This window comes from Calditerrivibrio sp. (assembly GCF_049968475.1).
GTDB lineage: Bacteria > Chrysiogenota > Deferribacteres > Deferribacterales > Calditerrivibrionaceae > Calditerrivibrio > Calditerrivibrio nitroreducens_A.
Genome location: NZ_JBMFQS010000007.1, coordinates 71,226 through 97,857 on the forward strand (window position 1 = coordinate 71,226; position 26,632 = coordinate 97,857).

The window sequence follows — 26,632 nt, forward strand, 5'->3', positions numbered from 1 at the left end:
TTCATTTATAATCTAAGCCTATAGTAAAAATAGTATGTCATAGGGATTATGACAAGAGTCAATATTGTGGACACCACCGCACCTGTGATGAGGGAAACACCTAAACCTGCAAATATTGGATCCGGGAGCATAAACAATGCACCGGTAATAACCGCAACAGTGGTAAGTACCACAGGTCTCGTCCTTATCGCACCAGCTTCAATCACAGCATCCCTTATATCTTTCCCTTTTTCTATACTAGCCTCAATAAAGTCTATCAGAAGCACAGCATTTCTCACCATAATACCGGCAAGGGCAATGAATCCTATCATACTTGTGGCTGTAAAAAACTCTCCAAATATGAAATGCCCCGGTATTATCCCCAAAAGACTGAGAGGTATCGGGATGAGCATGATTATCGGCGTCATAAATGATTTAAACCAACCCACAAGAACAAAATACATTATTATAATAACTGCAGCAAATGCCAGCCCAAGATCTCTAAACACCTCATATGTCACCTGCCACTCCCCATCCCACTTCATCGACACTTTATCAGTTCTCTCTGGCATTCCAGTCCAGTACTGCTTAATTTTTTCTCCTTTGTAGGTAAGCCTTGAAATCTCATCTTTCATCTTTAGCATAGCGTATACTGGACTCTCCTCTTTACCTGCCACATCCGCTACCACATACACCACTGGCAGGTTATTTTTCCCATAAAGAGCTTTGTCTTTAATCTTTTTCTTGATATTTACAAGCTCACCCATAGGAACAACCCTACCTGTCATAGACACAATATTCAGATCTTTTATCAGATCAAGCTTATTTCTCTGGTTCTCCGGAAGCTTTATGGTTATATCCACAGACTCTCTATTATCACTATTATGCAATACCCCCACCTTCATTCCCGCAAGGGCCATGTAAACAGTTTTTGACAACATCTCTGTGGATATGCCACTCAAAGCAGCTTTTTCTCTGTTTATACTAAAATCATATTCCTCCATGTCATCTTCCACAAACCAGTCGATATCCACCACACCATCTGTTTTGGCAAAAATCTCTTTTATCATTTTAGCTACTTCTATCCTATCCTGCTCTGTAGGTCCATAAACTTCAGCCACAAGGGTGGACAATACAGGAGGTCCGGGCGGTATCTCAGCAAGCTTGATATTTGCTCCATATTTGTTTCCTATCTTTTGTACGGGATCTCTTAAAAGTTTTGCAAGGTCATGGCTTTGCAATTTTCTCTTTGATTTGTCAGCGAAATTCACCTGAATATCCGCCACATTACTACCCTTTCTCAAAAAGTAGTGCCTTACAAGACCGTTGAAATTGTATGGGGCTGCAATGCCGGAGTATATCTGATAGTTTTCCACTTCTTTAACGGTTGATAGATAATTTCCAATCTCGTTTGCCACCATGGTGGTTTTTTCCAAAGAAGTACCCTCCGGCATATCTATGATGATCTGAAGTTCATTTTTGTTGTCAAAAGGAAGCATTTTCATAACAACCTTTTTTGTGGGGATAAACAAAAACGCCCCAAAAAATAGCCCCAACATCACAAATGTCAAGACCAGCCTGTATGAAAGTTTATCAAAAAGAGGTGTCAAAATATTTTTGTATATTTTGTATAATTTAGTAGATTTTACATATTCTTCTTCATCCACTTCATCTTCCACTTTGGTATGTCCTGCGAGTAGCTTATAGGCAAGCCATGGGGTGATGACGAGTGCCACAAGCAGAGAGAATATCATTGCAAGAGATGCACCTATAGGCATCGGCTTCATATATGGCCCCATCAGCCCTCTAACAAAAGCCATAGGATATATAGCCACAATGACAGTTATGGTGGCAAGGATCGTCGGATTACCCACTTCTCCTACAGCTCTTATGGCCCTTTCTAAAAGATTGGTTCTGGCAATACGGAAGTGTCTCTCCATATTCTCCACAACGATAATGGCATCATCCACCACGAGACCTGTAACAAAAATAAGAGCAAAAAGGGTCACTCTATTTAAGGTGTAGTCAAACATATAGTATACAAAAAGGGTAAGGGCAAACGTCACCGGAAGAGCCACAAAAACCACAAGTCCAGCCCTCCAGCCCATAGTAATGGTCATAACGATAATTACAGCCACAATAGCACCGATGAGGTGCTCCATAAGTGTTTTTACTTTTTCGTAGGCTGTTTCACCGTAATTTCTGGTAATCTTCACCTCCACGCTTGAAGGTATGACATAACCTTTGAGATATTGAATCTTTTCTAATATCTTATCCGCCACAACTACGGAATCACTACCCTTCCTCTTTGATATGGAAAGGGTCACAGCCTGGATCTTGTCTGAGCTTATTTTATCGTTGAAACCTATTATATGATAATGATCCGGTATCTCCGCATCATCCTTCACGGTTGCCACATCTTTTAGATAGACAGGTTTACCGCCAAAAACCGAAACAACCACATTACCCACTTCATCCAGAGAAGAGAAAAAACCACCGGCAGTTATGTAGAGATTTTTATCAATATTTGTAATCTCACCCGCATTAAGCGCCATATTGGACATCGATAAAGCGCCATAAAGTCTTAATAGGTCTAAATTATAGGATTTAAGCCTGGTCAGATCCGGCTCGATTCTTATCACACGTTTATATCCACCAATCACTTTTGTTTCAGAGATATCATCGATCTCTTTCACCCTCTGTTCCACCTCTGATGCTATCTCCCTCAATTTTGTACCATCCAGCTCTTTAGAGTAAAATGTAATAGCCACCTGAGGCACATCATCGATCGACATCTTTTTTATAATTGGAGGCATTACACCTTGAGGCATCCTATCCATATTGTAATCTATTTTGGTTTTCAGCTTTGTGATACTCTTCTCTTCATCTTCCCCCACTTTAAATCGAACTGTAACCATCCCAACGTCATTCATGGCTGTGGAATATACGTACTCCACTCCTGGAATTTCCCACATCAGCTTTGACAGAGGCTCCACAACCTTTTTTTCCACATCTTTTGCCTTTGCTCCAGGGTATGGTACGAAAATATCAACCATCGGCACGACAATCTGGGGTTCTTCCTCTTTGGGTGTAAAAATAACCGACATAATACCTATAAACAACGTTGCAATAACCAGAAGAGGTGTGATTTTGGATCGCAAGAATGATTTGGCAAGTTTTTCCGCTATGCCATATTTAACGATCTCTACCTCTTTTTCAGGATCTATATTGCAGGCTTTATTGTTTTTATCAAAAACTTCCATTTAACCCTCCAGTATATCTCCTGCTTTGATATTATCCAGGTTATTTACCACAATCTTTTCACCACCGGAAAGCCCACTTATGATCTCCACTTTTCCATCTTTTTCTATACCGGTTTTTACTATCCTCATATCAGCTTTACCATTAATATTTATAAATACAGCCTCCACCTGACCCCTTTTGACAACAGCAGTCTTTGGAACGTATATCGCATCCTTTATACCATCGTTTACATATACATTCACATAAGCCCCCACAGGGAGTGATTTATCAGCCGAAAGCTTTACTTTAAAATTCCTCGTTGCCGGATCTATGTTTGGAGCTATCTCCAGCACCTTTGATTTAAACTCCTTACCTAAAGAATCCACCTTGACTTCAAGCTGGTCACCCACTTTTACCTTATGAAACATAGATTCGGAAAGATACGTATATATAACATTCTTGTTGCTTCCTATTTTGAGAATAGGCTGCCCTGGAGCCACCATGTTTCCCACGTCGATCAGTTTTTCCAACAACACTCCATCAAAAGGAGCTACGATCCGTGTATACCCCACATAAGTCGAAGCCTCATTTTTTCCTGCTATTGCCTGGTTCTTTTTTGTCTTAGCCTGATTTATCCTCTCTTCTGCCAATTTAACAGCTCTTTCTGCGGCATTTTTCCCCTCAAGTGCCACTTTGTATTGTGACTCCACCTGATCAAATTCCTGCTTACTTATACTCTCGGAAGCCAGAAGACTTTTATATCTCTTGTAAGTCTTTTCAGCCAATTCGTATTGAGCCTGTGCCTGTCTTAATTGATTCTGGGCGACCTTTAATCCCAATTCCCCTTGAGAAATGGCGTTGTCAGCCTCAGCAACTGCGGCATCTGCGAATTTCAATTTTTCATAGATTTCAGGGCTACTTACTTCCACAAGCACTGCACCCTTTTTAAAGGATGCCCCCTCTGTGTAGTTTATCCTCGTGATATATCCCATCACCTTTGGGCTTAAAGCTACCATATCTTCTGAAGAAACAGTCCCTGAAAATTCCCTGAGTACAGGCACCTGTACCTTTGAAACTTCCGCCAAAGACACCTTGTGTGAACTCACCTGTTCTTTTTTAGAAATATCATCTTTATTGCTACTGCCACAGGATATCACAAACAACAACATCAAAAAAGTAATGTACCTAAACATCTATATCCTCCTGATTCATTTTTTTATCATATCATTACTACTTCAAAATCCCAGCTGCTTTGTAAAGCTTTGTTTTACTCTCTATCAGGTCATACTCCGCCATATAAAGTGCCAGCTCGGCATTTTTCACATCCACCTCCCTATCCAGAAGGTCGGTAATCCTTGCAAGCCCTTCTTTAAATCTGTTTTCAGTAATGTTGAGAGCTGCATAAGAAGCCTCGAGAGACTTTTTCATCGCTTCAATCTTACTTTCAGCAGCTAATACTGAATAGTAGGCATCTTTTACTTCAGATTTGATCTCGTTTCTTTTATCAATTAATTTATAATCAATGGCCATTTTTTTACTTTTTTCTTCACTTATTTTATTTTTGTTCATAAAACCGTTGAAGATATTAAAATTTATCATTGCTCCCACCGTAAACCCCTTACCGGAATCCCCTAAAAAAGATGTATCATTCATTTTATAATTAGCAAATGCGACTATTTCAGGTGAATAACTCCACATATTTTTCTTATATTCAAGATCCTGCACTCTGGCAAAATCCTCCATAGCTTTTAAATCCTTTCTATTTTCAATCGCAATTTTTATATACTCATCAAGAGATTTATCCACTTTAAGCCCTGGATCGTTCCAGACGACAGAAAATACACCATCGTTATCCAGCAACCTCTGAAGATGCGCCTGGGCAACCTCCACCTGCTTTTTTGCCTCTGCAATGTAGCTTTCATTCAGATTTACCCTTGACTCCGCCACCAGAAGATCGCTCTTTACAAGTAAACCATTCCGGTAAAATTCTGCGGTAAGATCCCTGTATTTTTTGGTTCTTTCCATCGATTTTTCGGTTACTTCCACACTTTTATCCGCCAATGCCTTTCCATAGTAAGCCCTCACAAGGTTGTAAATCAGCTCCTGTCGTACAACATCCAGCATCTTATCTGAAGCCTTTTTCATCTCTTCTGCCTGCTTAAATCCAAAATATACCTTTCCCTGAAGTAGTAAAGGCTGCACCAGCTCTATCTTCGTCTCAAAATTCTTCGTCCTATCAGGATCTGACATCGTTGCCATATACGCCGGAGTGAAGTTCCCCTGAGAAATCTTTATAAATGCGGCAGAACCAGGCTCGTCGGTACTTATGAATGTTTCACTGATATTAAGTTTGGGCATAAAACCACTTTTGGCCTGCTCCACTCTAAACTGTGATGAGGTTACCTCTTCACTATAAGCCTTTATCAAACCATTTTTTTCCAGCAAAATCTTCTTTGCTTCCTCAAATGTTAGTTGGGCAGCATTCAAGCTCAAAGAAGAAAATATAAAAATAGACAACAACGCCTTTTTATTCAACATCTAATCCTCCAAAAGAGATTTTACCATTTTCGCTATCTTTGGATCTTTGAGGTAATAACAGATCTGAGTACCATTTCTTTTCCCTTCAACAATATCAAAATTTCTCAAAAGAGCCAGATGTCGGCTTACTGACGCCTGAGACATATTTAAAACCTCACTCATCTTAGTTACCGAACATTCATTATTCAAAAGACCGATAGCTATAGTTAGCCTCACCGGATGCCCCAAAACCTTTAACTGCTCTGCAATATAATTGATATCCATACTTTACCCCCAGTTTTCAAATATACATATATATGAATATTTGTCAAGTGTTAGCTTCATACCATCAAAAACTCAGCAAAACTTATCCATTGACATAAAAAATCAAAATCTATATCATTTAATTTAAAGGTGAAAAATATGGATAAAATCTTTGTCATAGATGACGAAATCTATACTCTCGAATTTTTCAGTGGTTTGCTTTCAGATGAATACGAATTATTCAAATTCCGTTCCCCCACTGAAGCACTAAAAAAAATAGATAAGATATATCCAGATCTTATAATCTGCGACAATCTAATGCCGGAGCTATCCGGATTTGAAATGCTCGACGTAATCAACAAAGAATACCCGGATATAACATTTATAATAATGACAGCCTACGGTAGCATCGACATAGCCGTTGAAGCTATCAAAAAAGGTGCTTTTGACTTCATCACCAAGCCCTTTGATAATATCGAAGAATTAAACATTAAAATAAAAAAAGCCATTGAAAATTCCAAGTTGAAAACGGATCTAAAAGTCTTACAAAAAAACATAAACGAACTATATGGAATACCAAATATAATTGCCCGCAGCAAAAAGATGGAAGATCTTTTGGGGATCGTAAAAAAAATTGCCACTATCAACAGCAACGTACTTCTGATTGGTGAATCCGGGACAGGCAAGGAGCTTATAGCCAGAGCGATCCACAACCTTAGTAACAGATCCAAAAACAGGTTTTTAGCAATAAATTGTGCAGCAATCCCTGAAACTCTCGAAGAAAGTCTATTTTTTGGTTACGAAAAAGGTGCATTCACAGGGGCTGATACCTACAAAAAAGGTTATTTCGAGGAAGCCAACCATGGTACGATTTTTTTGGATGAAATAGGCGAAGCTTCCATAAGTCTCCAAACTAAACTTTTAAGAGTCATTCAGGAAAGAAATATCAAGAGATTAGGTTCATCTGAACCGATTGATGTTGATGTTAGGATAATTTCAGCCACAAACAGAGATCTTGCAAAAGAGGTGGAGCTTAAACAGTTTCGTAATGATTTATACTACAGGATAAACGTAATTACCATAAAAATACCCCCTTTAAGAGACCGTCTCGAAGATATCCCATATCTTGCGGAATTTTTTGTAAAAAAATTTTGCAAAGAATTTAATAAAATCGAGATGAAGATATCGCCAGAATTCATGAAATTACTGTACTCCTATGATTGGCCCGGGAATGTAAGGGAACTTGAAAATCTTATAGAAAAAGCCGTGGCATTATCAGATGGAGATCTGCTAAAAGCTGACATAATAAAAGATCATATTGTTGGTAATCCAGAGCTAAAAAGTGATATAATCGATTATAAAACTGCAAAATTACATTTTGAAAGGGATTATTTAAATAGATTATTGATGATAACCGGAAATAATATACAGATGGCAAGTAAATTGGCCGGACTTGATCCTGCCACAATCCATCGAAAACTTGCAAAGATCAAAAATGTATAAAGTAATATCTTTAATATTATTTATACTGGCTTATAAATTCTCTTATTCTGAAACAATAATAAGATTCAGTCATGTCGTAAGCGTTGATAGTCCCAAAGGGATCGCCGTTGAAAAATTTAAAACAGAGTTAGAAAAGATCTCTTCCGGCAGGCTAAAGGTATTGATATATCCAGAAGGCACACTTTTCGACGATATCCCTGTGATAGAAGCATTGAAGAAAAATATCGTACAGATGGCTGCCCCCAGCTTTTCCAAATTTAGCGATAAAATAAGAGATTTTCAGGTTTTTGATATACCTTTCCTGTTTAATAATATCAAGGATATACATAATTTCTATAATTCAAAAGCCATCTCTATTTTAAATAGAGAAACCGAAAATTTTGGACTTAAAATACTAGACTTTTGGGACAACGATTTTAAACATATCACCTGCAGCAAAAGACTCATAAAAAAACCAGAAGATTTAAAAGGGCTGAAGGTACGCACTATGGGTAGTGATATCTTAAATGCCCAGTTTAAAATAGTGGGTGCCATGCCTTACACCTATCCTTTTGGTAGCTTAAAACATATCCTTGAAGAGGGGTTGATAGACTGCCAGGAAAACACCTTCAACAATATATATTCTCAAAAACTTTATAACAGCCAGAAATACTTAACTGTTTCATCCCATGGATATCTTGGGTATGCTGTTGTTATTTCGAAAAAATTCTGGGAATCTCTATCAGGAGAAGAAAAGAAACTGATTAAGGAAGCTTTGAAAAAAACTACCGCTTACGAGAGGGAACTAGCACAGAGAAAAAATTTTACTGACTTTTTTAGATTATCCCATAACTCCAACCTCGTTGTACATAAGCTATCAGAGGAAGAAAAAGTCTATTGGATTACATTTTATAAAAGGCATAAAAATCTTTTTTTAAATTATCTAAGTTCAGAAATGGCAAAGGAGTTACAGGAAATGGGGCTATACTAACGATAATATCGATCTCTATACTGTTATTCGGATTAAACAGAATTGCTGGATATTTCAATATTTTTAATATCCCAAATATAAATCTATTATTCCTTCTGACAATAACTTTTATAATAATATTCCCATACTTGATCGGTAAAAGTTATAAAATAAATTACAGCATTTTAAAATATGACCTAACCAAAATTGAGACGATATTGTTAATTTCGATCCTTTTGATTACTCTTAGCCATCAAAACTTATTCTTTGCAATCTTTATACTCATATTAGTAATAATAAAAAGGTACTCCAAAAAATGATTTACTATCTTTTATTTATAGTTGGAATGATTACACTTTCTTTAATGGGGATTAGCATTAACCTCATCCTACTATTGATTTCAATAACCTATGCCGTTTTGAGCCATTTAGATTTCACATCTTTTATTTTTCTCCTTTCCCATAAACTATCTGAGACGATATTCATGCCGGAGGTGGCGGCAATCCCCTTTTTTATTCTAAGCTCTGAGATTCTTATCAATTCAAAATTACACAAACGATACAAATCCACCGTCTTCAATATATTCGGAAACAATATTTTAAGCTACCTTATATTTACATTACCTGTAATAACTACTTCTTCCACCAGTATGATAATTGTCAAATCATTTTCAAGGATACTTTCATTAAAAGAGTTTGATTCAAAAGGGGGCTACATAAGATTGGTATACATAATCTCATCTGTAAACTATATAGCCCCGGTATCTGTTTCATCTATTTTACTTGCCTCATTACTTAAAATTTCATTAAAGACAGTAACCCTTTATTCGTTACTACTTACAATCCCTTTTCTGATAATCAATTATTTTATATTTGTATCAAAACATTTCCATCCAAAATCGGCCATAAGAGACTACTTCTCCTTATTTGCCATTTCGGGGTATGTGGTAATCTTCTATTACCTGATGTTTTTAGTCTCTCTGCCAATAGATATCATTTCAATAATAATCTTTTTCTACTCCATTTTCATTAGTGTACTTTCAGACCGTAAAAACTTCATTAAGAATTTTAACATCTCAATAGTTCATTCCATCTCTCGTATTGGGATAATTATAGGGGTGGTTTATTTTATATTTGTAATAACATTCTTTCATATCTATACATTTGCAAGTAATCAGGTAATAAACTATCTAACCCTTTCATTTTCTGAAGGTTATTATATACTTATAATACTTTATATTCTTGCTTTTTTCATAACTGATATACTTGATCCACTGGGGGTTATATTAATACTATTTCCATTATATAATCCACTTCTTACGACATTTAATATCAATAAATACTTATTTGCATTATCATTTCCTTTTTTTGTTTCAACGGGGCTTTTTAATAATATATCTGAACTTGCAGGTAAAAAGATTGTGGATAAATTCAATATAACCTTCAGCGAATTATCGGATATAATTACACCGGTTTACTTTTTAATATGTATTATCTCTTTTATGATCTATTTTTTATAAAAAAGGTGGGATACCCCACCTTTAGATTAACCTCCAAAGATGAGGTTTGGTAAAAATAAAGAAATAGAAGGGAGGTAGGTTATTATAATCAGTCCTATTAGCAAAGCAAACATCCATGGCAAAGTTGCTTTTATGACCGATTCTATGCTCTGACCTGTTATACTTGAAGCCACAAACAGATTTAGACCTACTGGGGGTGTGAGCATTCCAACTTCCATATTCACTGTCATGATTACCCCAAGATGTATCGGATCTACCCCTAAACTCATGGCAACCGGAAACAATAGTGGTGCAAGTATCATAATAATACTTGAAGGCTCCATAAAGTTACCAGCTATCAATAAGAGTATATTCACAAATACCAAGTAAACGTATTTATTAAAGTGCATATCTATTATCCATTGGGCAAGATTCTGTGGTATCTGTAAATATGTGAGGACAAAAGCGAAAAGCATTGCATTGGCAATAATAAACATCACCATAGCAGACGTGGAAGCGGAAGTAGCTATGATTTGTGGTACATCTTTCCATTTTATATCCTTGTAAACAAACATTGATATAAAAAATGCGTACACTGCAGAGGCCGCAGCAGCTTCTGTCGGGGTAAAAACCCCACCGTAGATACCACCAATTACGATTACAATAACAAGAAGACCCCAGAAAGCATCCATAAAGCTGCTAAAAATCTCTTTTAAAGGAGCCATTTTTTCCCTTTTAAAGCCAGCCCTTCTTGCGGCTATATATGTCACAAGCATCAAACCGCCACCCAGTAAAATACCAGGGATAACACCAGCCATAAAAAGCTTTCCCACAGACTGGTCAACGGTAACACCATATACAATCATAACAATGGATGGTGGAATCAAAATCCCTAAAGACCCAGCACAGGTTATGGAACCTATGGAAAATTTATCACTATAACCCGCCTCCTTTATCGCCCCCATCATTATAGAACCGATAGCAGCGACAGTAGCCGGAGATGATCCACTTACCGCCGCAAAGATCATACATGCAAATATAGCAGACATTGGAAGACCGCCGGGTAAGTGCCCCACCATTGCCCTGGCGAATCTAATTATCCTTCTTGCTGCACCCCCCTGCGAGAGAAAATTCCCGGCAAGGATGAAAAGAGGTATAGCCATCAAAGCAAACTTATCTATGGATGTAAACATCTTCTGGGGTATAACAAGAGTGGGCATCTGGGTAAAAAATAGGATTACTAATGTACTGGATATACCCAAAGAGATGGCAATAGGCACTCCCATAAAGAGCAAAAGGAAAAGTAAACCGAATAATGTTATAGTAGCCATATCAATGCTCCTTCATAACCAAGTTGTATGAAAACTCTTCGGCAGGCATTCTGATTATCTTTACTATCTTCATGAGAATCTGATATGCGGAAATAGCCATCGTTATAGGAACACAAAGATAAATAATCCAGAACTTTATATGTAAATCAACAGAAACCTGTTCGAGTTCATAGTTAAATTTTACAAAATCATAGCCCCACTTAATAAGTACTATGAGAAAAACAAATACTATAAAAAGACTGAAAGTAAGAAGTCTTTTAGCAATATTTGGTTTTAAACGTTGAATCAGAAATGTAACACCTAAATGTAGACCTGTTTTAAAACCATATGCCGTCCCAAACAGTACAGACCATATAAATAGGTAGGAGGTCAGCTCACCTGCCCAGGTAAGAGACATATCAAAGCCATATCTTAATACTACATTTATAAAAGCCACTACAGTAGCCACCGCCATCATTACCGACATAATAAAAATATTTATTTTATCCAGCCAGTTATCAAAAATCTCCAACATTTTCAGCATAATTATACCCCTTTTAAAAACAAAACAACCGCCCCACATGTTATAATTCGTGGGGCAGCTGTTTAAAAACTATTTTGTATTTAATGCTGCATCAATATATTCTTTACCTATTACATCGTAGAATTGTGGATAAATTGTCATAAGCTTATTCTTCCATATCTTTTTCTCTTCTGGTGTAAGCGTATATATTTTAACTTTTCCATAGGCTTTTACTTTTGCAAAATATTCATCATCAAGTTTTGCAGCCCATTCTCTTTCTTTTTGAGTGGCTAATTTAATACCATCAGAGATAATCTTCTTATGCTCTGGTGAAAGAGAATTCCAGAATATCTTATTTGTAACAACAAGATATCCAAGATATCCGTGACCTGAAACTGTATAGTATTTTTGTACTTCATGCATTTTTTGAGTATAAAAATTTGAAACTGGGTTTTCAGCACCATCCACCACACCCTGCTGAAGAGCAGAGTATACTTCACTGAAAGGAAGTACCTGAGGGTTAGCTCCAAGTGCTTTAAATTGTGCCTCAAGAACTTTAGAGGACATAATCCTAAACTTAAGACCTGCAGCATCTTCCGGCTTCTTTATCTCCCTTTTGTTGTTTGAAAGATCTTTAAACCCGTTGTCCCAGTATGCAAGACCAACCATCCCTTTTGGTTCTACAAGATGCATCATCTTTTGCCCCACAGGACCATCCAAGAATTTATGAAGCTGTTTTTCATCATCGAAAAGAAATGGAAGATCAAAAAGCTGAAATTGAGGGACAAAACCTGTAAATTTTGAGAAACTTGGAGCGATAATTTGCACTGCATTCATTTTCAGTGCTTCAATCTCTTCCCTATCTCCATACAGAGTAGAGTTTGGGAAAACTTCCACTTTGATTTGACCTTTAGATGTCTTCTCCACATAATCTTTAAAGTAGTTTGCGGCAAGACCTTTTGGAGTGTCAGCAGCAACAACGTGGGAAAACTTAATAACAACCTGGCTAGCAAAAATATTTGTGGCAAAGAGCAACACTGCCATAAGAGCAAAAATGATTTTAAAATGTTTCATAGCTAAACTACCTCCTTACTTTTTATTCTCTTTAATATGCAATAAATATGCCAGATATGATATTAAAAACATATCCCATTTTAAAACAATTTATCAAAACAAAAGATAAGATCGAATTGCAAAAACACAACACCAAACGCAATACCTAAATTAAATTACATTACATCAATAAATTACAAGTTGCATTTTTGCAAGACAGCACAATCACAAAAACTTAAAAAATAGTTAAAAAAAGATAGCCTACAAAACATTTAAAAATAAAAACTTTTTATTTTTTATAAAAATTCTTTTTTAAGATTAAAAATCAGCGTTTTAATGAAGCTTTTATTCTTTTTTTATCTTCATACATAAGTTCATCCGCTCTTGACAGTACTCTCTGCAATTGATCCTTCGACATTGCTGTTGCCCCACCCAATGCAAAAGAAACGTGAGGTAACCCTTCCTGATTCACCTCCATCTCCACCTGCCTTATCCTCTCAATTGCAAGCTGCATTTTTGCTTCATCGATTCTCGGGAGAACAATTGCAAACTCATCACCACCTATCCTGGCAACACAGTCTTCTTTTCTAAATACCTTAAGCAATACCTTTGCGGCCTTCTGTATTAAGAGATCACCCTCTTTGTGTCCCATGGTATCATTTATCTGTTTTAAGCCATTTAGATCCGCCATTATGATGCTAACTGGAAAAACTCTACCGTTGATATACCTCTCCAATTCCGCATCAAAATAAGCTCTATTGTAAAGACCTGTCAGAGGATCATGGGTACTTGCATACTTCAATTTCTCCTCAGTGTACTTCTGGATTAATGCATTGGTTAGGATACTTGCAAAAACTCTTAAAATATCTATCTCCGTGACCGTCAAAAAGCGATCAGAATCATTTTCGTCAAAACCAATAAATCCTATATACTCACCTTTGATCATCATAGGAAAAACAATACTTGATTTAGCTTCGTGGGTTTCAAAAAATTTAGAAACTGTGTTATTATAAAAGGCGTACTTATTGTATATTATGACATTATTCTCCAACAACCCTTCCTTTAACCCCTCATATCTTTTATAGCTAAACTCTTTTTCATATTTATCTATCATCTCAGGGTATCTTGTCCAGATATACGACAGATGGCAGTAATCTTTGTCAAAATAATCTTCATATACATAAATTACACTGAGTCTTGTATGGTTACCAATGATCGATAAAACCCTATTGACAGCTGAAGTAAAATCCTTAGGGTTAAATAAAGTTTTAAATACCTCATTTATCAAATACTGCTCCATCAGGTTATTCTTTAAAATCTTCTGCTTTTTCCTCTCCTTAGAAATATTTCTAAACAGTACCACAGCACCAGTGAACTCATTGGTTAAGTTTTTGAGGGGAAAAAACTTCACCATAATAGCTAGATTCGAATGATATCTGGTCTTAATATAAAAAACCCTTTTAATGGAGATGCCGGAAAAAGCCTTTTTTAAATATTTAAACCATTTATCTTTGTCTATACCAAGTAACTGCAAATCTAAAAAAGAACCTCTTTTCACATCGTAATCATAAAATTCTTTCAGAGAATTTTTGAATGCAGTATTAAAAAATATCAATTTTAAATCCTTATCAACTGCGCACATCGCATCAAGACAGCTTTCAAAAATAGAGTTTAATACATTCTCATCAATAACCATACAACGTCCTAAAATTTATTTTTTGCCCTCTTGTATACTTTTAGATATTTTGTAGCAGCATCATCCCATGTAAATCTTTTTTGCATACCATTCTGTCTTAATCTTAGAAGTTTATCCTTTAGATTATAATAGGTATATGTAGCCCATCCAATGGTATTAAATAGGTTATGGGCATTTAAACCAAAGAATTTAAAACCTGTCCCATCACCTGTTGCTTCGTTGAAATTCTCCACAGTGTCGTTTAAGCCTCCAACTGCGTGAACCACCGGTGGCGTCCCGTATCTCAGACTATACATTTGATTTAATCCACATGGTTCAAACCTTGAAGGCATAACAAAAAAATCAGCCCCAGCCTCCACAAGATGTGCAAGTGCATTATCATATCCGATATAGCATCCAAATTTTTCAGGATTTTCATGGGCTATTTTGCCAAAGAAAAAGTGAGCCCAGGGGTCCCCATTACCCACAAGCACAAACTGAATATCCAGAGATAAAATTCTGTATATCGCTTCCGCCAGTATATCTATCCCTTTTTGGTGTACAAGACGACTAACAACCCCAAACAACGGAACATCCCTTACCGGAAGGCCAAATCTTCTCTGCAAGCTCTCTTTGCAGATCATTTTGCCTGACAGGTCATGCTCTGAATAGTTTGCAGGGATAAATTTATCCACCTCAGGATTCCACTCATCGTAATCAACACCGTTTAAAATCCCCTCCAGTTTGTAGCTAATGTCCCTTGCAACCCCCTCCAGACCATATCCAAACTCCGGTGTCTGTATCTCTCTGGCATACCCTTCGCTGACTGTGGTCACCATATCTGAAAGATACATCCCACCTTTGAGAAAATTTACCTGACCCTTAAATTCGTAGTCAAAATAGTATTCCCAGCTTCCCAAAACATCCATGACACCAGAATAGAAAACCCCCTGATATTGCATATTGTGTATTGTTAGTACTGTGGAAACATTGCTGAAATGTGAATCTTTTTTATAGTATGTTTTAAGCATATGAGGAACCATAGCAGTATGCCAGTCATTTATATGAATAATATCCGGCTTAAATCCTAACATTTTGGACAATTGAAGGGCTGCCTTTGACAGAAACATAAACCGATTGTCATTATCAATATAACCAGTACCGTCTTCATAATTATAGAGATCCTTTCTACCATAAAACCCTTCATGATCGATAAAATAGATTTCAACGTCCGAATCAGGTAAATAACCCTTATATACACCACACCACCACTCACCAGCAATCCCCATAGGAACACCAAGAGGGGGGATAAGCTTTTCAAGATTATACTTATCCTTATCTATGATCCAATACCTTGGGATAACAACCTTTATATCATGACCATATTTTTTAATATATTTGGGCAACACCCCCGCCACATCCCCCAGACCTCCAGTCTTAGCAAACGGGGCACATTCACTGGCGATAAAAAGCACATTGAATCTATCCATAAAAACACCACCTTATATGAAATTATCAATTACAAAATCGCTTTGTTTATTCTATAGATTTATTATAAACCAATTTATGAAAAAATTCGAGATAATTTATTGGAAATAAAAAAAGGTGGCAGTTAGCCACCTTTATTCTTTGTAATGATAATTTTTTTTAGTTTGAACTCCTACTTTGTTTTAAGCGTTAAAAGCTTTTCGGACAATCTGGAAACTCTTCTGGCAGCATTATTTTTATGTATCACACCCTTGCTTGCCGTTTTAGCAATGACAGACTGAGCTTCTTTGAATACAGACTCTGCTTTTTCCAGATCCCCACTTTTTACGACTTCAAGAAACTTCTTGATATAAGTCTTCATTCTCGACTTATATGACCTATTTCTAAGATTTCTTTTTTCTGTTTGCCTAATCCTTTTCTTTGCTGAAGCTGTATGAGCCATCTATATCACCTCTTCTTTATTTCATAAAAGGATATATTAGATAATTCAAAAAAACAAATATGTCAACATCTTTTTACCAAATCTCTTCATACTTATTGTTAAAAGGATGAAAAAATTTATAAAAGTATATTTTTTCCATTTAAAAGCTGGACATTTATCTAATAATCCTATTTGGAAGTTTTCTCTTTATAGCCAAATTTAAACGAAAGCTGCTTGGCTGCATTTTTCAGAATAGGAGCAACCTCTTTCACAAGCTTTTCTTCGTTTAGCCTCATTAAAGGGGCAGTAATACTTAAACCAGCTATTACCTTTTTCATAAAGTTGAATATAGGTGCTCCAATACATACAACACCCTCTTCATACTCTTCCAGATCAATAGCATAACCTTTCTGGCGAATATCTTCAAGTTCTTTTTTCAACATCTCAGCATTGTCAATAGTATTTGGGGTAAATTTGGTAAAATTATTCCCAAAAGATTTATCCACTGAAAAATCTTCCAGAAAAGCTAACTGAGCTTTCCCAGTAGCGGTAGCATATGCTGGCCCCACATTTCCTATCCTCTGTCTTACTCTAACAGATTTTAACGTCTCAACAACCCCAAGATATACTACATTTGTACCTCTTAATACACTTATATACACAGATTCACCGATTTTATCCCTTAAATCCGTCATAACTTTCATCGATGATTCTATCAGATTTAGTTTATTAAAGTAGGCTTGAGATATCTGAAATGTCTTAACCCCCAACTTGTAGTTTCCAGTATATTTGTTTATATCAACGTAACCAAAATATTCGAGGGTAGTTAACAATTTATTTACATTACTTTTGGTAAGATTCAAACGGGCACTTATTTCTGTAATACTCAATTCTCCATCAACATCACCAAGATATTCAAGTATATCAAGAGCGTTATCAACAGCCTGTACTGAATACTCTGATTTATCTCTTTTCATATCAAAACTCCAATGAATTTTATAACCATATTTTATATTACAAATAATTTTTAATAGTGTCAACCAAAAACTATTTTTTCTTATAAATTCTCTTCAACTCACCAACGATATAGTGCATATGCACCAACATAGCATCATATGCCCGCTCCGGATCTCTGGCGGAAATAGCATTAAAAATATCGGTATGCTGTCTAAACAATGCTTCGTGACTTTCGGGATTCGTATACATCCTTGATCTAACTTCATAACTAACCTTTTCTATCCAATAAAAAAGATTCTTCATAAGATGTATGAGCATCACATTGTGCGTTCCATAAGAGATAGCAAAATGAAAATTTGCATCTGATATATGTCCAATCTGACCTTTTTCCTTGGCTTCCCTCATTTCATCAAGATATCTACTCATCGTATCAATCTCTTCCGCCGTAGCCCTGATGGCTGCGGTGTGTGCACCCCAAGTTTCGAGTATTTTTCTAATTTCCATTAAATCGAATATCGCCTCATCTCTTTTGACAAACTCCTCAATTGCACTGTCCAGAATACCATTCGTTATGGTTTTGACAAAAGTCCCACCCCCCTGAACCTGATACAAAAAACCTTGTGCCTCCAGTTTCTGAATAGCCTCCCTGAGGGATGTCCTGCTCACCCCCATTTCAACCGCCAGATCCCTTTCGGGTGGCAACCTTTCACCGGGCTTAAGTTTTCCAGAAAGTATGATACTCTTTATCTGCTCATAAACTTCATCACTGATTTTTTTCGGTTTTATCTTCTGAAACATATATCACCTTTGGTAATATCAATTATTTTATTTATGGATACAAAATGTATAGCATAATTATATTTTTTTCAACTATTTTCTTGACTTTATTCGTTAAATAAAGTATTTTGGTATTACCAAAAACCTTGACCCGAGGCTTATATGAACAAAACACCCTTAGAAAGGTTTCTAAAATATTCTTCAATGGTTTCTAATGAACATATATTTTTAAAAGAAAGCCAGATAAACTCTTACTTAAAAGAAACTCGATTTAATTACATTAACATCCCTTCCTTAAACCTATTCAGGGATTGTGTTATAGATGAAAACGGCATAGAATCAGCCATTGTCGAAGCAGAAGCGGGTATATCTGAAACCGGAACTGTCGTGGTAATGAGTGAAGATGAAAAACTCAGGCTTGCCACATGCCTCTGCGAAGAATTAACCGTAATCTTGTATACTGATAAAATTTTTAATAATCTTGAAGATATTGCACCGATTCTTGAAGCTAATATGAGAAAAGAATCCAACTATATCGCTTTCATCACCGGCGCTAGTCGTACAGCTGACATTGAAAGGGTTCTTACTATAGGAGTACATGGGCCCGTAAGAATGAAAGTAATTTTGACAGAAAGAGGGGAATAGCTATGAATTTAGATCAAAAAATACGCAACAGCTTAAACAATAAGATCCTTTATAAAAATCTAAAAAATTTTGCATCCGCCTACAAGATATCAAGAAAGAATGCCTTTAATGGGCTTGATTTTGATCAATTGGTGGCAGATTTAAGCTCAAAAAAATCCAGAAATAGAGCACAGATAAATGAATTATTTGAACTATTCAAGCAAAATGCTACCTCTTCCGGAGCAAAAGTATACCAGGCAACAAACGCAGTTGACGCCTGCAGATACATCACCGAAATCTGCAAAAAACATAATACTGAGTACATAGCCAAATCAAAATCGATGACCTCAGAAGAGATAAAGTTAAACGAATATCTTGAAAAAGAAGGCCTAAAGCCGATAGAAACAGATTTAGGAGAATGGATACTTCAGATTGCGGGGGAGCATCCCTCCCACATGGTGATGCCTGCTATACACAAATCAAGACAGCAGGTTGCAGAGATATTCAGACGATATACCGGTGAAGATATTGCAGATGACGACATAGATAAAATGGTCAAAATTGCCCGGAAGTACCTCAGAGATTACTATTTTAAAGCAACGGTGGGGATTACAGGTGCTAATGTTGCAGTAGCTAACGCTGGAGCTATAGGCATTGTTACAAATGAAGGTAATGGGAGGCTGACATCTACGGTACCACCAGTTCATATTGTACTTCTGGGATATGAAAAGCTTGTGGCCGATTTTGATGAAGCTCTAAAAGTAATAAAACTTCTACCCAAAGCTGCAACCGGTCAAATAATAAGTACCTATGTTACGTGGATTAAAGGGCAGAATAGTTCCCACAAAAATCCCCATGGAATAAAGGAAACCCATTTTGTCTTTTTGGACAATGGAAGATTGGATTTTTTTGACCACCCAATATTAAAAGAAGCTTTAAAATGTATCAGATGTGGAAGCTGTGCCAATATCTGCCCGGCATACGAAATGGTGGGGGGACACACATTTGGACATATTTACATCGGTGCCATAGGTTCAATCCTCACGAGGATGTATCACGACGAAAAAACTGCCCATGAACTGCTAAAATTATGCATAGGATGCAAGGCTTGCTCAAAATTCTGTCCTGCCGGCATAGACCTTCAATCAATTATTTCAGAATTAAACATTGAAGCTACCGAAAAATTTGGATTGCCCGCTGCGAAAAAATTTATATATAGAAAAGTCATTGCAAACCCTTCAATCTTTAAAACAACGATGAAGATTGGTTCCTTCCTCCAGATACCTATTATTTCAAAAGATAAAATCCATCTTTCGAAATCCCCTCTACCAAAAGATAAAGATTTCAGAGTACTACCTTCCATCTCCAGAGAAACATTTTCCAAGATCTATCCTAAGATAGATACAAATAAAAACAGCATGAATAAAAAAATATTTTTTTACCCCGGGTGTGCAGTGGAATACTTCTATCCATATATGGGGAAGGCACTTGTAAAAGTATTAAATAGATTTGGTGTTAAGGTGGATATACCCACAAAACAGGTCTGCTGCGGTTTACCAGCCATTCATGCGGGGGACGGTAATGCAGGTAAAGCTACGATATCAAAAAATCTTGACTACATGCCAGATCCGTCAAATTATGATGCTATTATCGTATTATGTCCAAGCTGTGGTATGGCCATAAAGGAAGATTTTCCAAAACATATGAAAGAAGACTATACAAAATTAAATCTATCAAACAAATTATCAGAAAAAATAATCTCTTTCAGAGAATATTTAGAGAAGCTGGGAATTGATTTGAAGATAAATAATAATGTAAAGGTAACATACCATACCCCCTGCCATCAGGGAAGAGGTCTGGGAAGCTCAGCCGAAAGCTATCTCAAAGCTATTTTAGGTGAAAACTTTATTCCACTTAAAGATAGTGATGTATGTTGCGGATTTGGAGGAAGCTATTCCATCGAATTTGCAGGTATTTCTAAAGGTATTTTAGACAAAAAAATAGAAAACATCATCCAAACAGGTGCAGATATTGTCCTCACCGATTGCCCTGGTTGTGTGATGCAGATAGAAGGCGGTTTACTTAAAAAAAATTTGGATATAAAAGTAATGCATATATCCACATTTCTGGATAGTTATATCTAAAATAAAATATAACACCTTGCTAAATTTATTTTATTGACTTATATTCATCAAATAGATATTCAAAACAAATATTAGTGAGGTGCCTATGAAAAGAGCTATTTTTTTGGCAATGTTTCTTTTAACTGTTTCACCCTTATTTGCAAACGATTACAAGTATTCCATCAGCCCATATCTTGGGTACCACTATTTTGGTGATGACAGAGACAAAAAAGACAGACCTGAGCTTGGCCTAAAAGTGGAAAGATTTTTAAAAGAAAATTTAGGATTTGAAGTAGGTCTTGGCTATGTACCTACGGAAAGAGAAAAGAATGGCAAAGATGTCGATCTTTTCAATTATCAAACACATTTAAAATACTATATTGGGAACTATAGTGGTTTCGAACCATATCTATCTGGTGGTCTTTCTGGTGACATCACTTACGGATTGAATATAGGTCCATCTTTTGCACTTGGTACAAAATATAACATAAAAGAGAATATTGGTTTATTTGCAGAAGTTAGAGACAATTACCTTTTTGGTGATGGAAATGATGTTATAATATCTGCTGGACTGAACTTTTACGTTGGTAAAAAGAGTAAACCGATCCTTGATTCAGATGGAGATGGTGTAAACGACAATTTAGATAAATGCCCTAATACTCCAAAAGGTATTAAGGTAGATGCAAGTGGATGTCCACTTGATTCTGACAAAGATGGCGTTTATGACTATCTTGACAAATGCCCAAACACTCCGGAAGGTGTTAAGGTAGATGCAAACGGATGTCCTCTTGATTCTGACAAAGATGGCGTTTATGACTATCTTGACAAATGCCCAAACACTCCGGAAGGTGTTAAGGTAGATGCAAACGGATGTCCACTTGATTCTGACAAAGACGGCGTTTACGATGGACTGGATAAATGTCCTAACTCTCCGGCAGGATCAAAAGTTGATAAAGATGGTTGCGAAATATCAATAAGTCTCATGGTCTTTTTTGACACAAATAGATCAGAGGTTAAAGATCAGTATCTTGCAGAGATCGAAAAAGTTGCCACCTTCATGAAACAATATCCAAGCATAAAAATAGAGATAGCCGGACATACAGACAACAGAGGTGACAGACAAAAGAATATACATCTATCGCAGGCTCGTGCAGAGTCAGTGGCAAATATATTGATTGAAAAATTTGGTATATCAAAAGACAGAGTAACTGCTAAAGGTTATGGTCCAGACAAACCCATAGATAATAATGATACTGAAGAAGGCAGACAAAAAAATAGAAGAGTAGAAGCTGTAATAATAAAATAAACTTTAAGGGAAGCTGGTTTAGTCCAGCTTCCTAATTTTAAGAAGGGAGAAAATATGTTTGAAGAATTTAAAAAATTTATTTTAAGAGGAAATGTGGTAGATCTGGCAGTGGCAGTTATCATTGGTGCAGCCTTCAATCAGATAGTAAATTCAATGGTGTCAGATGTAATAACCCCTCTGGTAGGATTAATAGGCGGTAGCCACGATTTTTCTGGTATTAAAATAGGTCCTGTAGGTATTGGAAAATTTATCAATGCTGTTTTAAATTTTCTTATAGTTTCATCAGTGGTCTTTTTTGGAATTATAAAACCTATGAAAAAACTAAACGAAATAGCTGCTAAGAAAGAAGCTGCCAAACAACAAACAGAACAGCAGCCAACTATTCCAGAAGATGTTAAACTATTAAGAGAAATTCTTGAAGAGCTGAAAAAACAAAAAGTTTAAATAAAATTTCAAATTAATTTATCGGAACCCATTGACTTTATAATGATAAGATGTATATTCACGCTTCTATGAATTTAAAGAAAATAGTCATTGTATCAGCAATACTACTTTTTATGGGTTCCGTTTTATACATAATACCAGCTTTTTTTTATGACGTTAATAAGCTAAATAAAAACAATCCCATCCCTACCTCTTTTATGAAGTACCGAATGGATCAATGGAAGAGGGATGGTATAAACAAAAAGATCAGACATACCTGGGTTCCATTATCACAAATTTCAAGGAATATGAGACTTGCAGTAATTGTATCTGAAGATGCCAAATTCTGGAAACATGATGGTTTTGACTTTGAAGCGATACAGGATGCCTTTGTGGAAAACTTTCGATCCGGCCGATTTAAGTATGGTGCAAGCACGATCTCACAACAGGTTATCAAAAATGTATACCTTTCCCCCACAAAAAATCCATTGAGAAAAATTAAAGAGGCAATATTAACCTACAGGATGGAGCAGGTGGTATCTAAAAAAAGGATCCTTGAAATATATCTAAATATTATCGAAATGGGGGATGGAATCTTTGGTGTACAAGAAGCTGCAAAATATTATTTTGGCAAACCAGCATCAGCACTTACTGTAAATGAAGCTGCAAAACTTGCAGCAATACTCCCTAATCCTATAAAATATCATCCTAACAGCGATCAAAAATTTGTCACTAATCGCACCAGGATAATAGCGAGTAGAATTGCAAAAATTGAAAGCTACAAAAAATGATATAATTCGTACGATTTTATAATAAATTTGCCATTGAAATTTTTTTATTTAAAGTATATTAATTGTTATGTGGATAATCTCAGTTTTTTTCATATTTTTACCGATAAATCTTTTTGCATGGGGGCCAGAAACCCACATTAAAATTGCATTTGAAATTCTAAATACCACAAACTTTTCTCTAATTAAATCATATCAGGCTTTTTTCCTGGCTGGCAATATATTTCCAGATCTTTTTAATCTGTTTAAAGATATTTCAAGATTTAAGAAATCGCTTCCCACTCACTCATGGAATACAGTATCGAGGATCTTTGATGCCGCAACTTTAGACTCAGAAAGGGCTTTTGCTTATGGTTATTCAGCACATCTTGCCGCAGATATAATAGCTCACAATCAATTTGTACCACAACAAACTCTGCTTGTGAGTAAATCAAGGTTTTTGTCCCATTTCATGTTGGAATTAGCCACCGCCACCAATGACAAGAGGTTTAGATATACACTAATAGAACTACTCGAGAAAGCAAATATTTATGGAAATATTTTTTTAAAAACATTTAATATCGATGAAAAATTTTTTAAAAAAGAGATCTTTTTGATAAAGAATGGGATTCGATTGCAGAATTTTGCTAAAATTCCCGAAATAGTCAATTTAATAAAAACATCGAACGATTCTACTTTTCACATTAAATCATCCATTTATGAAGAAAAATCTATTGAAATGGCAAAAAAAACTATAGATTCTGGTTTTTCTGATCTAATTAAATACGACCCCAGCGGTAAAAATAGTATTGCTAAGGCAAGAAATATGAGAAAAGAGCTAATTGCATCTTTTGGTAAAAAAAAGCTAAAAAAGCATCATAAAGAAAATATAAGTTTGACAAACTTCAATCCGGATAAAATAAAATGATATATTTATGGAAATAATCTTACTTGTTGCTATAGGTATTATTGCAGGCTTTTTGGGGGCACTTCTGGGGATAGGTGGTGGTTCCATCATCGTTCCTATACTTGTTACATTTCTACACTATCCGATGCATACTGCTGTGGCAATAGGACTTTTAACAATTGTGGCCACCAGTGTATCTGTTGCCCATGTTAACATCCTTAAGGGATTAGTAAATTTAGAATTAAGTCTTATTTTGGAGTTTCTTACTGTTATCGCTTCAATAGTTGGAGGCTTCATCGGCAACAAACTTGACAACAATACACTGCAAATAATTTTTGGAATCATCTTAAGTATAATATCCCTCATCTATATCAAAGAAAGTATCCGACCAAAAATAGAAAGTAATATAATTAAAGACAAAAATAGCTTTTTTTATGATGAATACTACGATTTTGATCTGAAAAAATATGTAGGTTACTCTCCAATAAATATCATAAAAACCATGATAGTATCAATTATGGCAGGTACCTTCTCCGGAATGCTTGGTATTGGGGGTGGTATCTTAAAAGTCCCCGCAATGAATCTCTTATCAAAGATACCGATAAAAGTAGCCATCGCCACAAGTAACTATATGATAGGTATTACTGCAGCATCCGGCTCTATTCCATATATTATCCACGGCAAGATATCCCCTGCTGCTTCGATCTATATGATTGTGGGTGTTATTTTTGGTTCTAAGGTTGCCCTTATAAAATTTAATAAAATAAAAGATAAAAAGCTGAAAATTTTATTCGGTTTATTTTTAATTTTTGTTTCATTAAATATGCTTTATAAGGGGCTAATGAGATGAAAGGCTATGAATTAAAACAAAAAATTTCAAAGATATATCGTTTTGCCACAAAAATTACCATCTATGCAGCGGTATTGATAACTATTGTATCATTTATATTAGATATCTTTGACATAAAATTAAGCGTTATTACAAAATTAGAATGGATAATCCTATCAATGCTCATTGCCACCCCTTTCTTGGGTATCATTGTGGCTATCTTTTATTATTACACACATAAAAACACCCGCATCTTACTATCAGCCCTGGGGATCATCATTTTTATAACAGCTGTTTTAATAAAGGGCTATATATCATAATCGAATATATAGCCCTTCACTTTCTTTTGGGGTGTTAATCCGCCTGATTTCTTATGTACGTAGGGATGTTTATCTCTTCATCATCATAATCATCGAGTGTTTTAAGACCCAAATCCCTCTTTTTTATCTGCTGAATTTTTTTCACTGTATTATCAATTGCTTGGGCTTTGGGTTGAATGTACTCATTTATATTTACAGCTTTTGCCTCTTTAACCTTACCCAAACCTGTAGCAACAACGGTAACTTTTATATATCCTTCCATATCAGGATCTATTACAACGCCTTTGTAAATGGCGGCATCTTCACCTGCCGATTCATAAACAATTCCTGCAATATTTGAAACCTCTGTCATAGTGATATCATTTCCACCTGTAATATTAAGCAATATAGCATCAGCACCTTTGATACTTGAATCCACCAACAATGGGCTGGACAATGCCTTTCTGGCTGCATCCTGATCCCTATTATCTCCGGAAGCAACCCCAATGCCCATAAGAGCCATCCCCTTTGAGGAAAGGATCGTCCTGATATCTGCAAAGTCTACGTTTACGTATCCATTGCTATTTATCGTATCTGATATCCCCTGAACGCCCTGTCTTAATACATCATCCGCTATTCTGAAAGCCTCCTTGAATGGTGTATTTTTGTCAATCACATCCAGAAGCTTATCATTTGGAACCACTATGTAAGTATCCACATGCTCCTTGAGGAATTTCAATCCCTGCTCTGCATATTCCGTTCTTCTTTTCCCTTCCCAATAAAACGGTTTTGATACTACTGCAACCGTAAGAGCGCCAAGATCCTTTGCAATACTTGCAATTACCGGAGCAGCACCTGTTCCGGTACCACCTCCCATACCAGCAGTTATGAAGACAAGATCTGCGCCTCTTAAGGCATCTTCGATAGCCTCCTGCTCTTCTATGGCAGCTTTTCTTCCCACTTCAGGGTTACCACCTGCTCCAAGACCTCTTGTGAGCTTGCTGCCCAATTGAATTTTTATTGGGGCAAGATTAGCTGCAAGAGCCTGAGCATCTGTGTTTGCAGCGATAAACTCAACATTTGTAATACCAGCATTGATCATGTTATTGATGGCGTTTCCACCTGCTCCACCAACGCCAACTACTTTGATAACTGCTCCAGTCATAATTTCATCAAATTCAAACATTTAACACCCCT

Annotated in this window: 24 protein-coding genes; 11 read left to right on the forward strand and 13 right to left on the reverse strand. The window is 36.1% G+C overall.

The features are described 5' to 3' along the window. Nucleotides 1-5 precede the first annotated feature (5 nt). From ACP5Q2_RS07350 to ACP5Q2_RS07365, 4 genes are read right to left on the reverse strand one after another with little or no spacing between them, the layout of a single operon-like run. Complete coding sequence (locus ACP5Q2_RS07350; RefSeq protein ID WP_428098742.1) at nt 6-3,242, reverse strand: efflux RND transporter permease subunit; 3,237 nt, start codon at nt 3,240-3,242, stop codon at nt 6-8. Further along, complete coding sequence (locus tag ACP5Q2_RS07355) at nt 3,243-4,415, reverse strand: efflux RND transporter periplasmic adaptor subunit (RefSeq protein ID WP_428098745.1); 1,173 nt, start codon at nt 4,413-4,415, stop codon at nt 3,243-3,245. It lies immediately after the preceding gene. Between the two features lie 37 nt (nt 4,416-4,452). Then, nucleotides 4,453-5,760 carry a TolC family protein gene (locus tag ACP5Q2_RS07360; protein WP_424606114.1) on the reverse strand — a complete coding sequence of 436 codons (1,308 nt, stop codon included), beginning with the start codon at nt 5,758-5,760 and terminating at the stop codon, nt 4,453-4,455. Further along, nucleotides 5,761-6,024 carry an ArsR/SmtB family transcription factor gene (locus tag ACP5Q2_RS07365; protein WP_428098748.1) on the reverse strand — a complete coding sequence of 88 codons (264 nt, stop codon included), beginning with the start codon at nt 6,022-6,024 and terminating at the stop codon, nt 5,761-5,763. Nucleotides 6,025-6,162: 138 nt separating this feature from the next. Between ACP5Q2_RS07365 and ACP5Q2_RS07370 the strand changes: the two genes are divergently transcribed. From ACP5Q2_RS07370 to ACP5Q2_RS07380, 3 genes are all read left to right on the forward strand, one after another. Continuing rightward, nucleotides 6,163-7,506: a sigma-54-dependent transcriptional regulator gene (locus tag ACP5Q2_RS07370; protein WP_424606112.1), complete on the forward strand. Its 1,344-nt coding sequence runs from the start codon at nt 6,163-6,165 to the stop codon at nt 7,504-7,506. Beyond that, the gene (locus tag ACP5Q2_RS07375; RefSeq protein ID WP_424606111.1) at nt 7,499-8,476 is read left to right on the forward strand and encodes a TRAP transporter substrate-binding protein; all 978 of its coding nucleotides are present in this window, start codon (nt 7,499-7,501) and stop codon (nt 8,474-8,476) included. Before ACP5Q2_RS07370 ends, ACP5Q2_RS07375 begins: the two co-directional genes overlap by 8 nt. Nucleotides 8,477-8,771: 295 nt before the next feature. Then, a complete protein-coding gene (locus tag ACP5Q2_RS07380; protein ID WP_428098753.1) occupies nt 8,772-9,974 on the forward strand; it encodes a hypothetical protein in 1,203 nt (400 codons plus the stop codon). A 26-nt stretch (nt 9,975-10,000) separates the two neighbouring features. Here ACP5Q2_RS07380 and ACP5Q2_RS07385 read toward each other — a convergent pair whose 3' ends face one another. The 8 genes from ACP5Q2_RS07385 to ACP5Q2_RS07420 form a co-directional block, all read right to left on the reverse strand. Next, nucleotides 10,001-11,284, reverse strand: coding sequence for a TRAP transporter large permease (locus ACP5Q2_RS07385; protein WP_424606109.1), 1,284 nt, complete (start codon nt 11,282-11,284; stop codon nt 10,001-10,003). Nucleotide 11,285: 1 nt separating this feature from the next. Further along, on the reverse strand, nt 11,286-11,807 hold the full coding sequence (locus tag ACP5Q2_RS07390; protein WP_428098757.1) for a TRAP transporter small permease: 522 nt from the start codon (nt 11,805-11,807) through the stop codon (nt 11,286-11,288). Nucleotides 11,808-11,876: 69 nt separating this feature from the next. After that, nucleotides 11,877-12,860 (reverse strand): TRAP transporter substrate-binding protein, encoded by a 984-nt coding sequence (locus tag ACP5Q2_RS07395; RefSeq protein ID WP_428098759.1) that lies wholly within the window; start codon nt 12,858-12,860, stop codon nt 11,877-11,879. A 304-nt stretch (nt 12,861-13,164) separates the two neighbouring features. Next, on the reverse strand, nt 13,165-14,535 hold the full coding sequence (locus ACP5Q2_RS07400; protein WP_428098761.1) for a diguanylate cyclase domain-containing protein: 1,371 nt from the start codon (nt 14,533-14,535) through the stop codon (nt 13,165-13,167). Nucleotides 14,536-14,543: 8 nt separating this feature from the next. After that, entirely contained in the window at nt 14,544-16,004 is a 1,461-nt protein-coding gene (locus ACP5Q2_RS07405; protein ID WP_424606105.1) for a glycogen synthase, read from the reverse strand. Nucleotides 16,005-16,174: 170 nt separating this feature from the next. After that, on the reverse strand, nt 16,175-16,444 hold the full coding sequence (gene rpsT / locus ACP5Q2_RS07410) for a 30S ribosomal protein S20 (RefSeq protein WP_424606104.1): 270 nt from the start codon (nt 16,442-16,444) through the stop codon (nt 16,175-16,177). Nucleotides 16,445-16,611: 167 nt separating this feature from the next. Further along, nucleotides 16,612-17,400 (reverse strand): IclR family transcriptional regulator, encoded by a 789-nt coding sequence (locus ACP5Q2_RS07415; protein WP_424606103.1) that lies wholly within the window; start codon nt 17,398-17,400, stop codon nt 16,612-16,614. Between the two features lie 70 nt (nt 17,401-17,470). Next, entirely contained in the window at nt 17,471-18,178 is a 708-nt protein-coding gene (locus ACP5Q2_RS07420; RefSeq protein ID WP_424606102.1) for a FadR/GntR family transcriptional regulator, read from the reverse strand. 141 nt (nt 18,179-18,319) lie between these two features. Here ACP5Q2_RS07420 and ACP5Q2_RS07425 point away from each other — a divergent pair, with 141 nt between their 5' ends. The 8 genes from ACP5Q2_RS07425 (at nt 18,320) to ACP5Q2_RS07460 (ending at nt 25,456) form a co-directional block, all read left to right on the forward strand. Beyond that, a complete protein-coding gene (locus ACP5Q2_RS07425; RefSeq protein WP_428098766.1) occupies nt 18,320-18,802 on the forward strand; it encodes an LUD domain-containing protein in 483 nt (160 codons plus the stop codon). A 2-nt stretch (nt 18,803-18,804) separates the two neighbouring features. After that, entirely contained in the window at nt 18,805-20,925 is a 2,121-nt protein-coding gene (gene ldhH, locus ACP5Q2_RS07430; protein ID WP_424606100.1) for an L-lactate dehydrogenase (quinone) large subunit LdhH, read from the forward strand. Between the two features lie 85 nt (nt 20,926-21,010). Continuing rightward, entirely contained in the window at nt 21,011-22,210 is a 1,200-nt protein-coding gene (locus ACP5Q2_RS07435) for an OmpA family protein (protein ID WP_428098769.1), read from the forward strand. A 54-nt stretch (nt 22,211-22,264) separates the two neighbouring features. After that, on the forward strand, nt 22,265-22,654 hold the full coding sequence (mscL, locus tag ACP5Q2_RS07440) for an MscL family protein (protein WP_428098772.1): 390 nt from the start codon (nt 22,265-22,267) through the stop codon (nt 22,652-22,654). A 68-nt stretch (nt 22,655-22,722) separates the two neighbouring features. Further along, complete coding sequence (gene mtgA, locus ACP5Q2_RS07445) at nt 22,723-23,424, forward strand: monofunctional biosynthetic peptidoglycan transglycosylase (protein WP_428098774.1); 702 nt, start codon at nt 22,723-22,725, stop codon at nt 23,422-23,424. A gap of 67 nt (nt 23,425-23,491) precedes the next feature. Then, the gene (locus ACP5Q2_RS07450; RefSeq protein ID WP_428098777.1) at nt 23,492-24,328 is read left to right on the forward strand and encodes a zinc dependent phospholipase C family protein; all 837 of its coding nucleotides are present in this window, start codon (nt 23,492-23,494) and stop codon (nt 24,326-24,328) included. A 7-nt stretch (nt 24,329-24,335) separates the two neighbouring features. Then, nucleotides 24,336-25,157 (forward strand): sulfite exporter TauE/SafE family protein, encoded by an 822-nt coding sequence (locus ACP5Q2_RS07455; RefSeq protein WP_428098780.1) that lies wholly within the window; start codon nt 24,336-24,338, stop codon nt 25,155-25,157. Continuing rightward, complete coding sequence (locus ACP5Q2_RS07460; RefSeq protein WP_424606093.1) at nt 25,154-25,456, forward strand: hypothetical protein; 303 nt, start codon at nt 25,154-25,156, stop codon at nt 25,454-25,456. The genes ACP5Q2_RS07455 and ACP5Q2_RS07460 overlap by 4 nt, the downstream gene beginning before the upstream one ends. Nucleotides 25,457-25,490: 34 nt before the next feature. Here the strand turns inward: ACP5Q2_RS07460 and ftsZ are convergent, their stop codons facing one another. Further along, nucleotides 25,491-26,621, reverse strand: a complete 1,131-nt coding sequence (ftsZ, locus tag ACP5Q2_RS07465; RefSeq protein ID WP_428098784.1) for a cell division protein FtsZ — start codon at nt 26,619-26,621, stop codon at nt 25,491-25,493. Between the last annotated feature and the right edge of the window lie 11 nt (nt 26,622-26,632).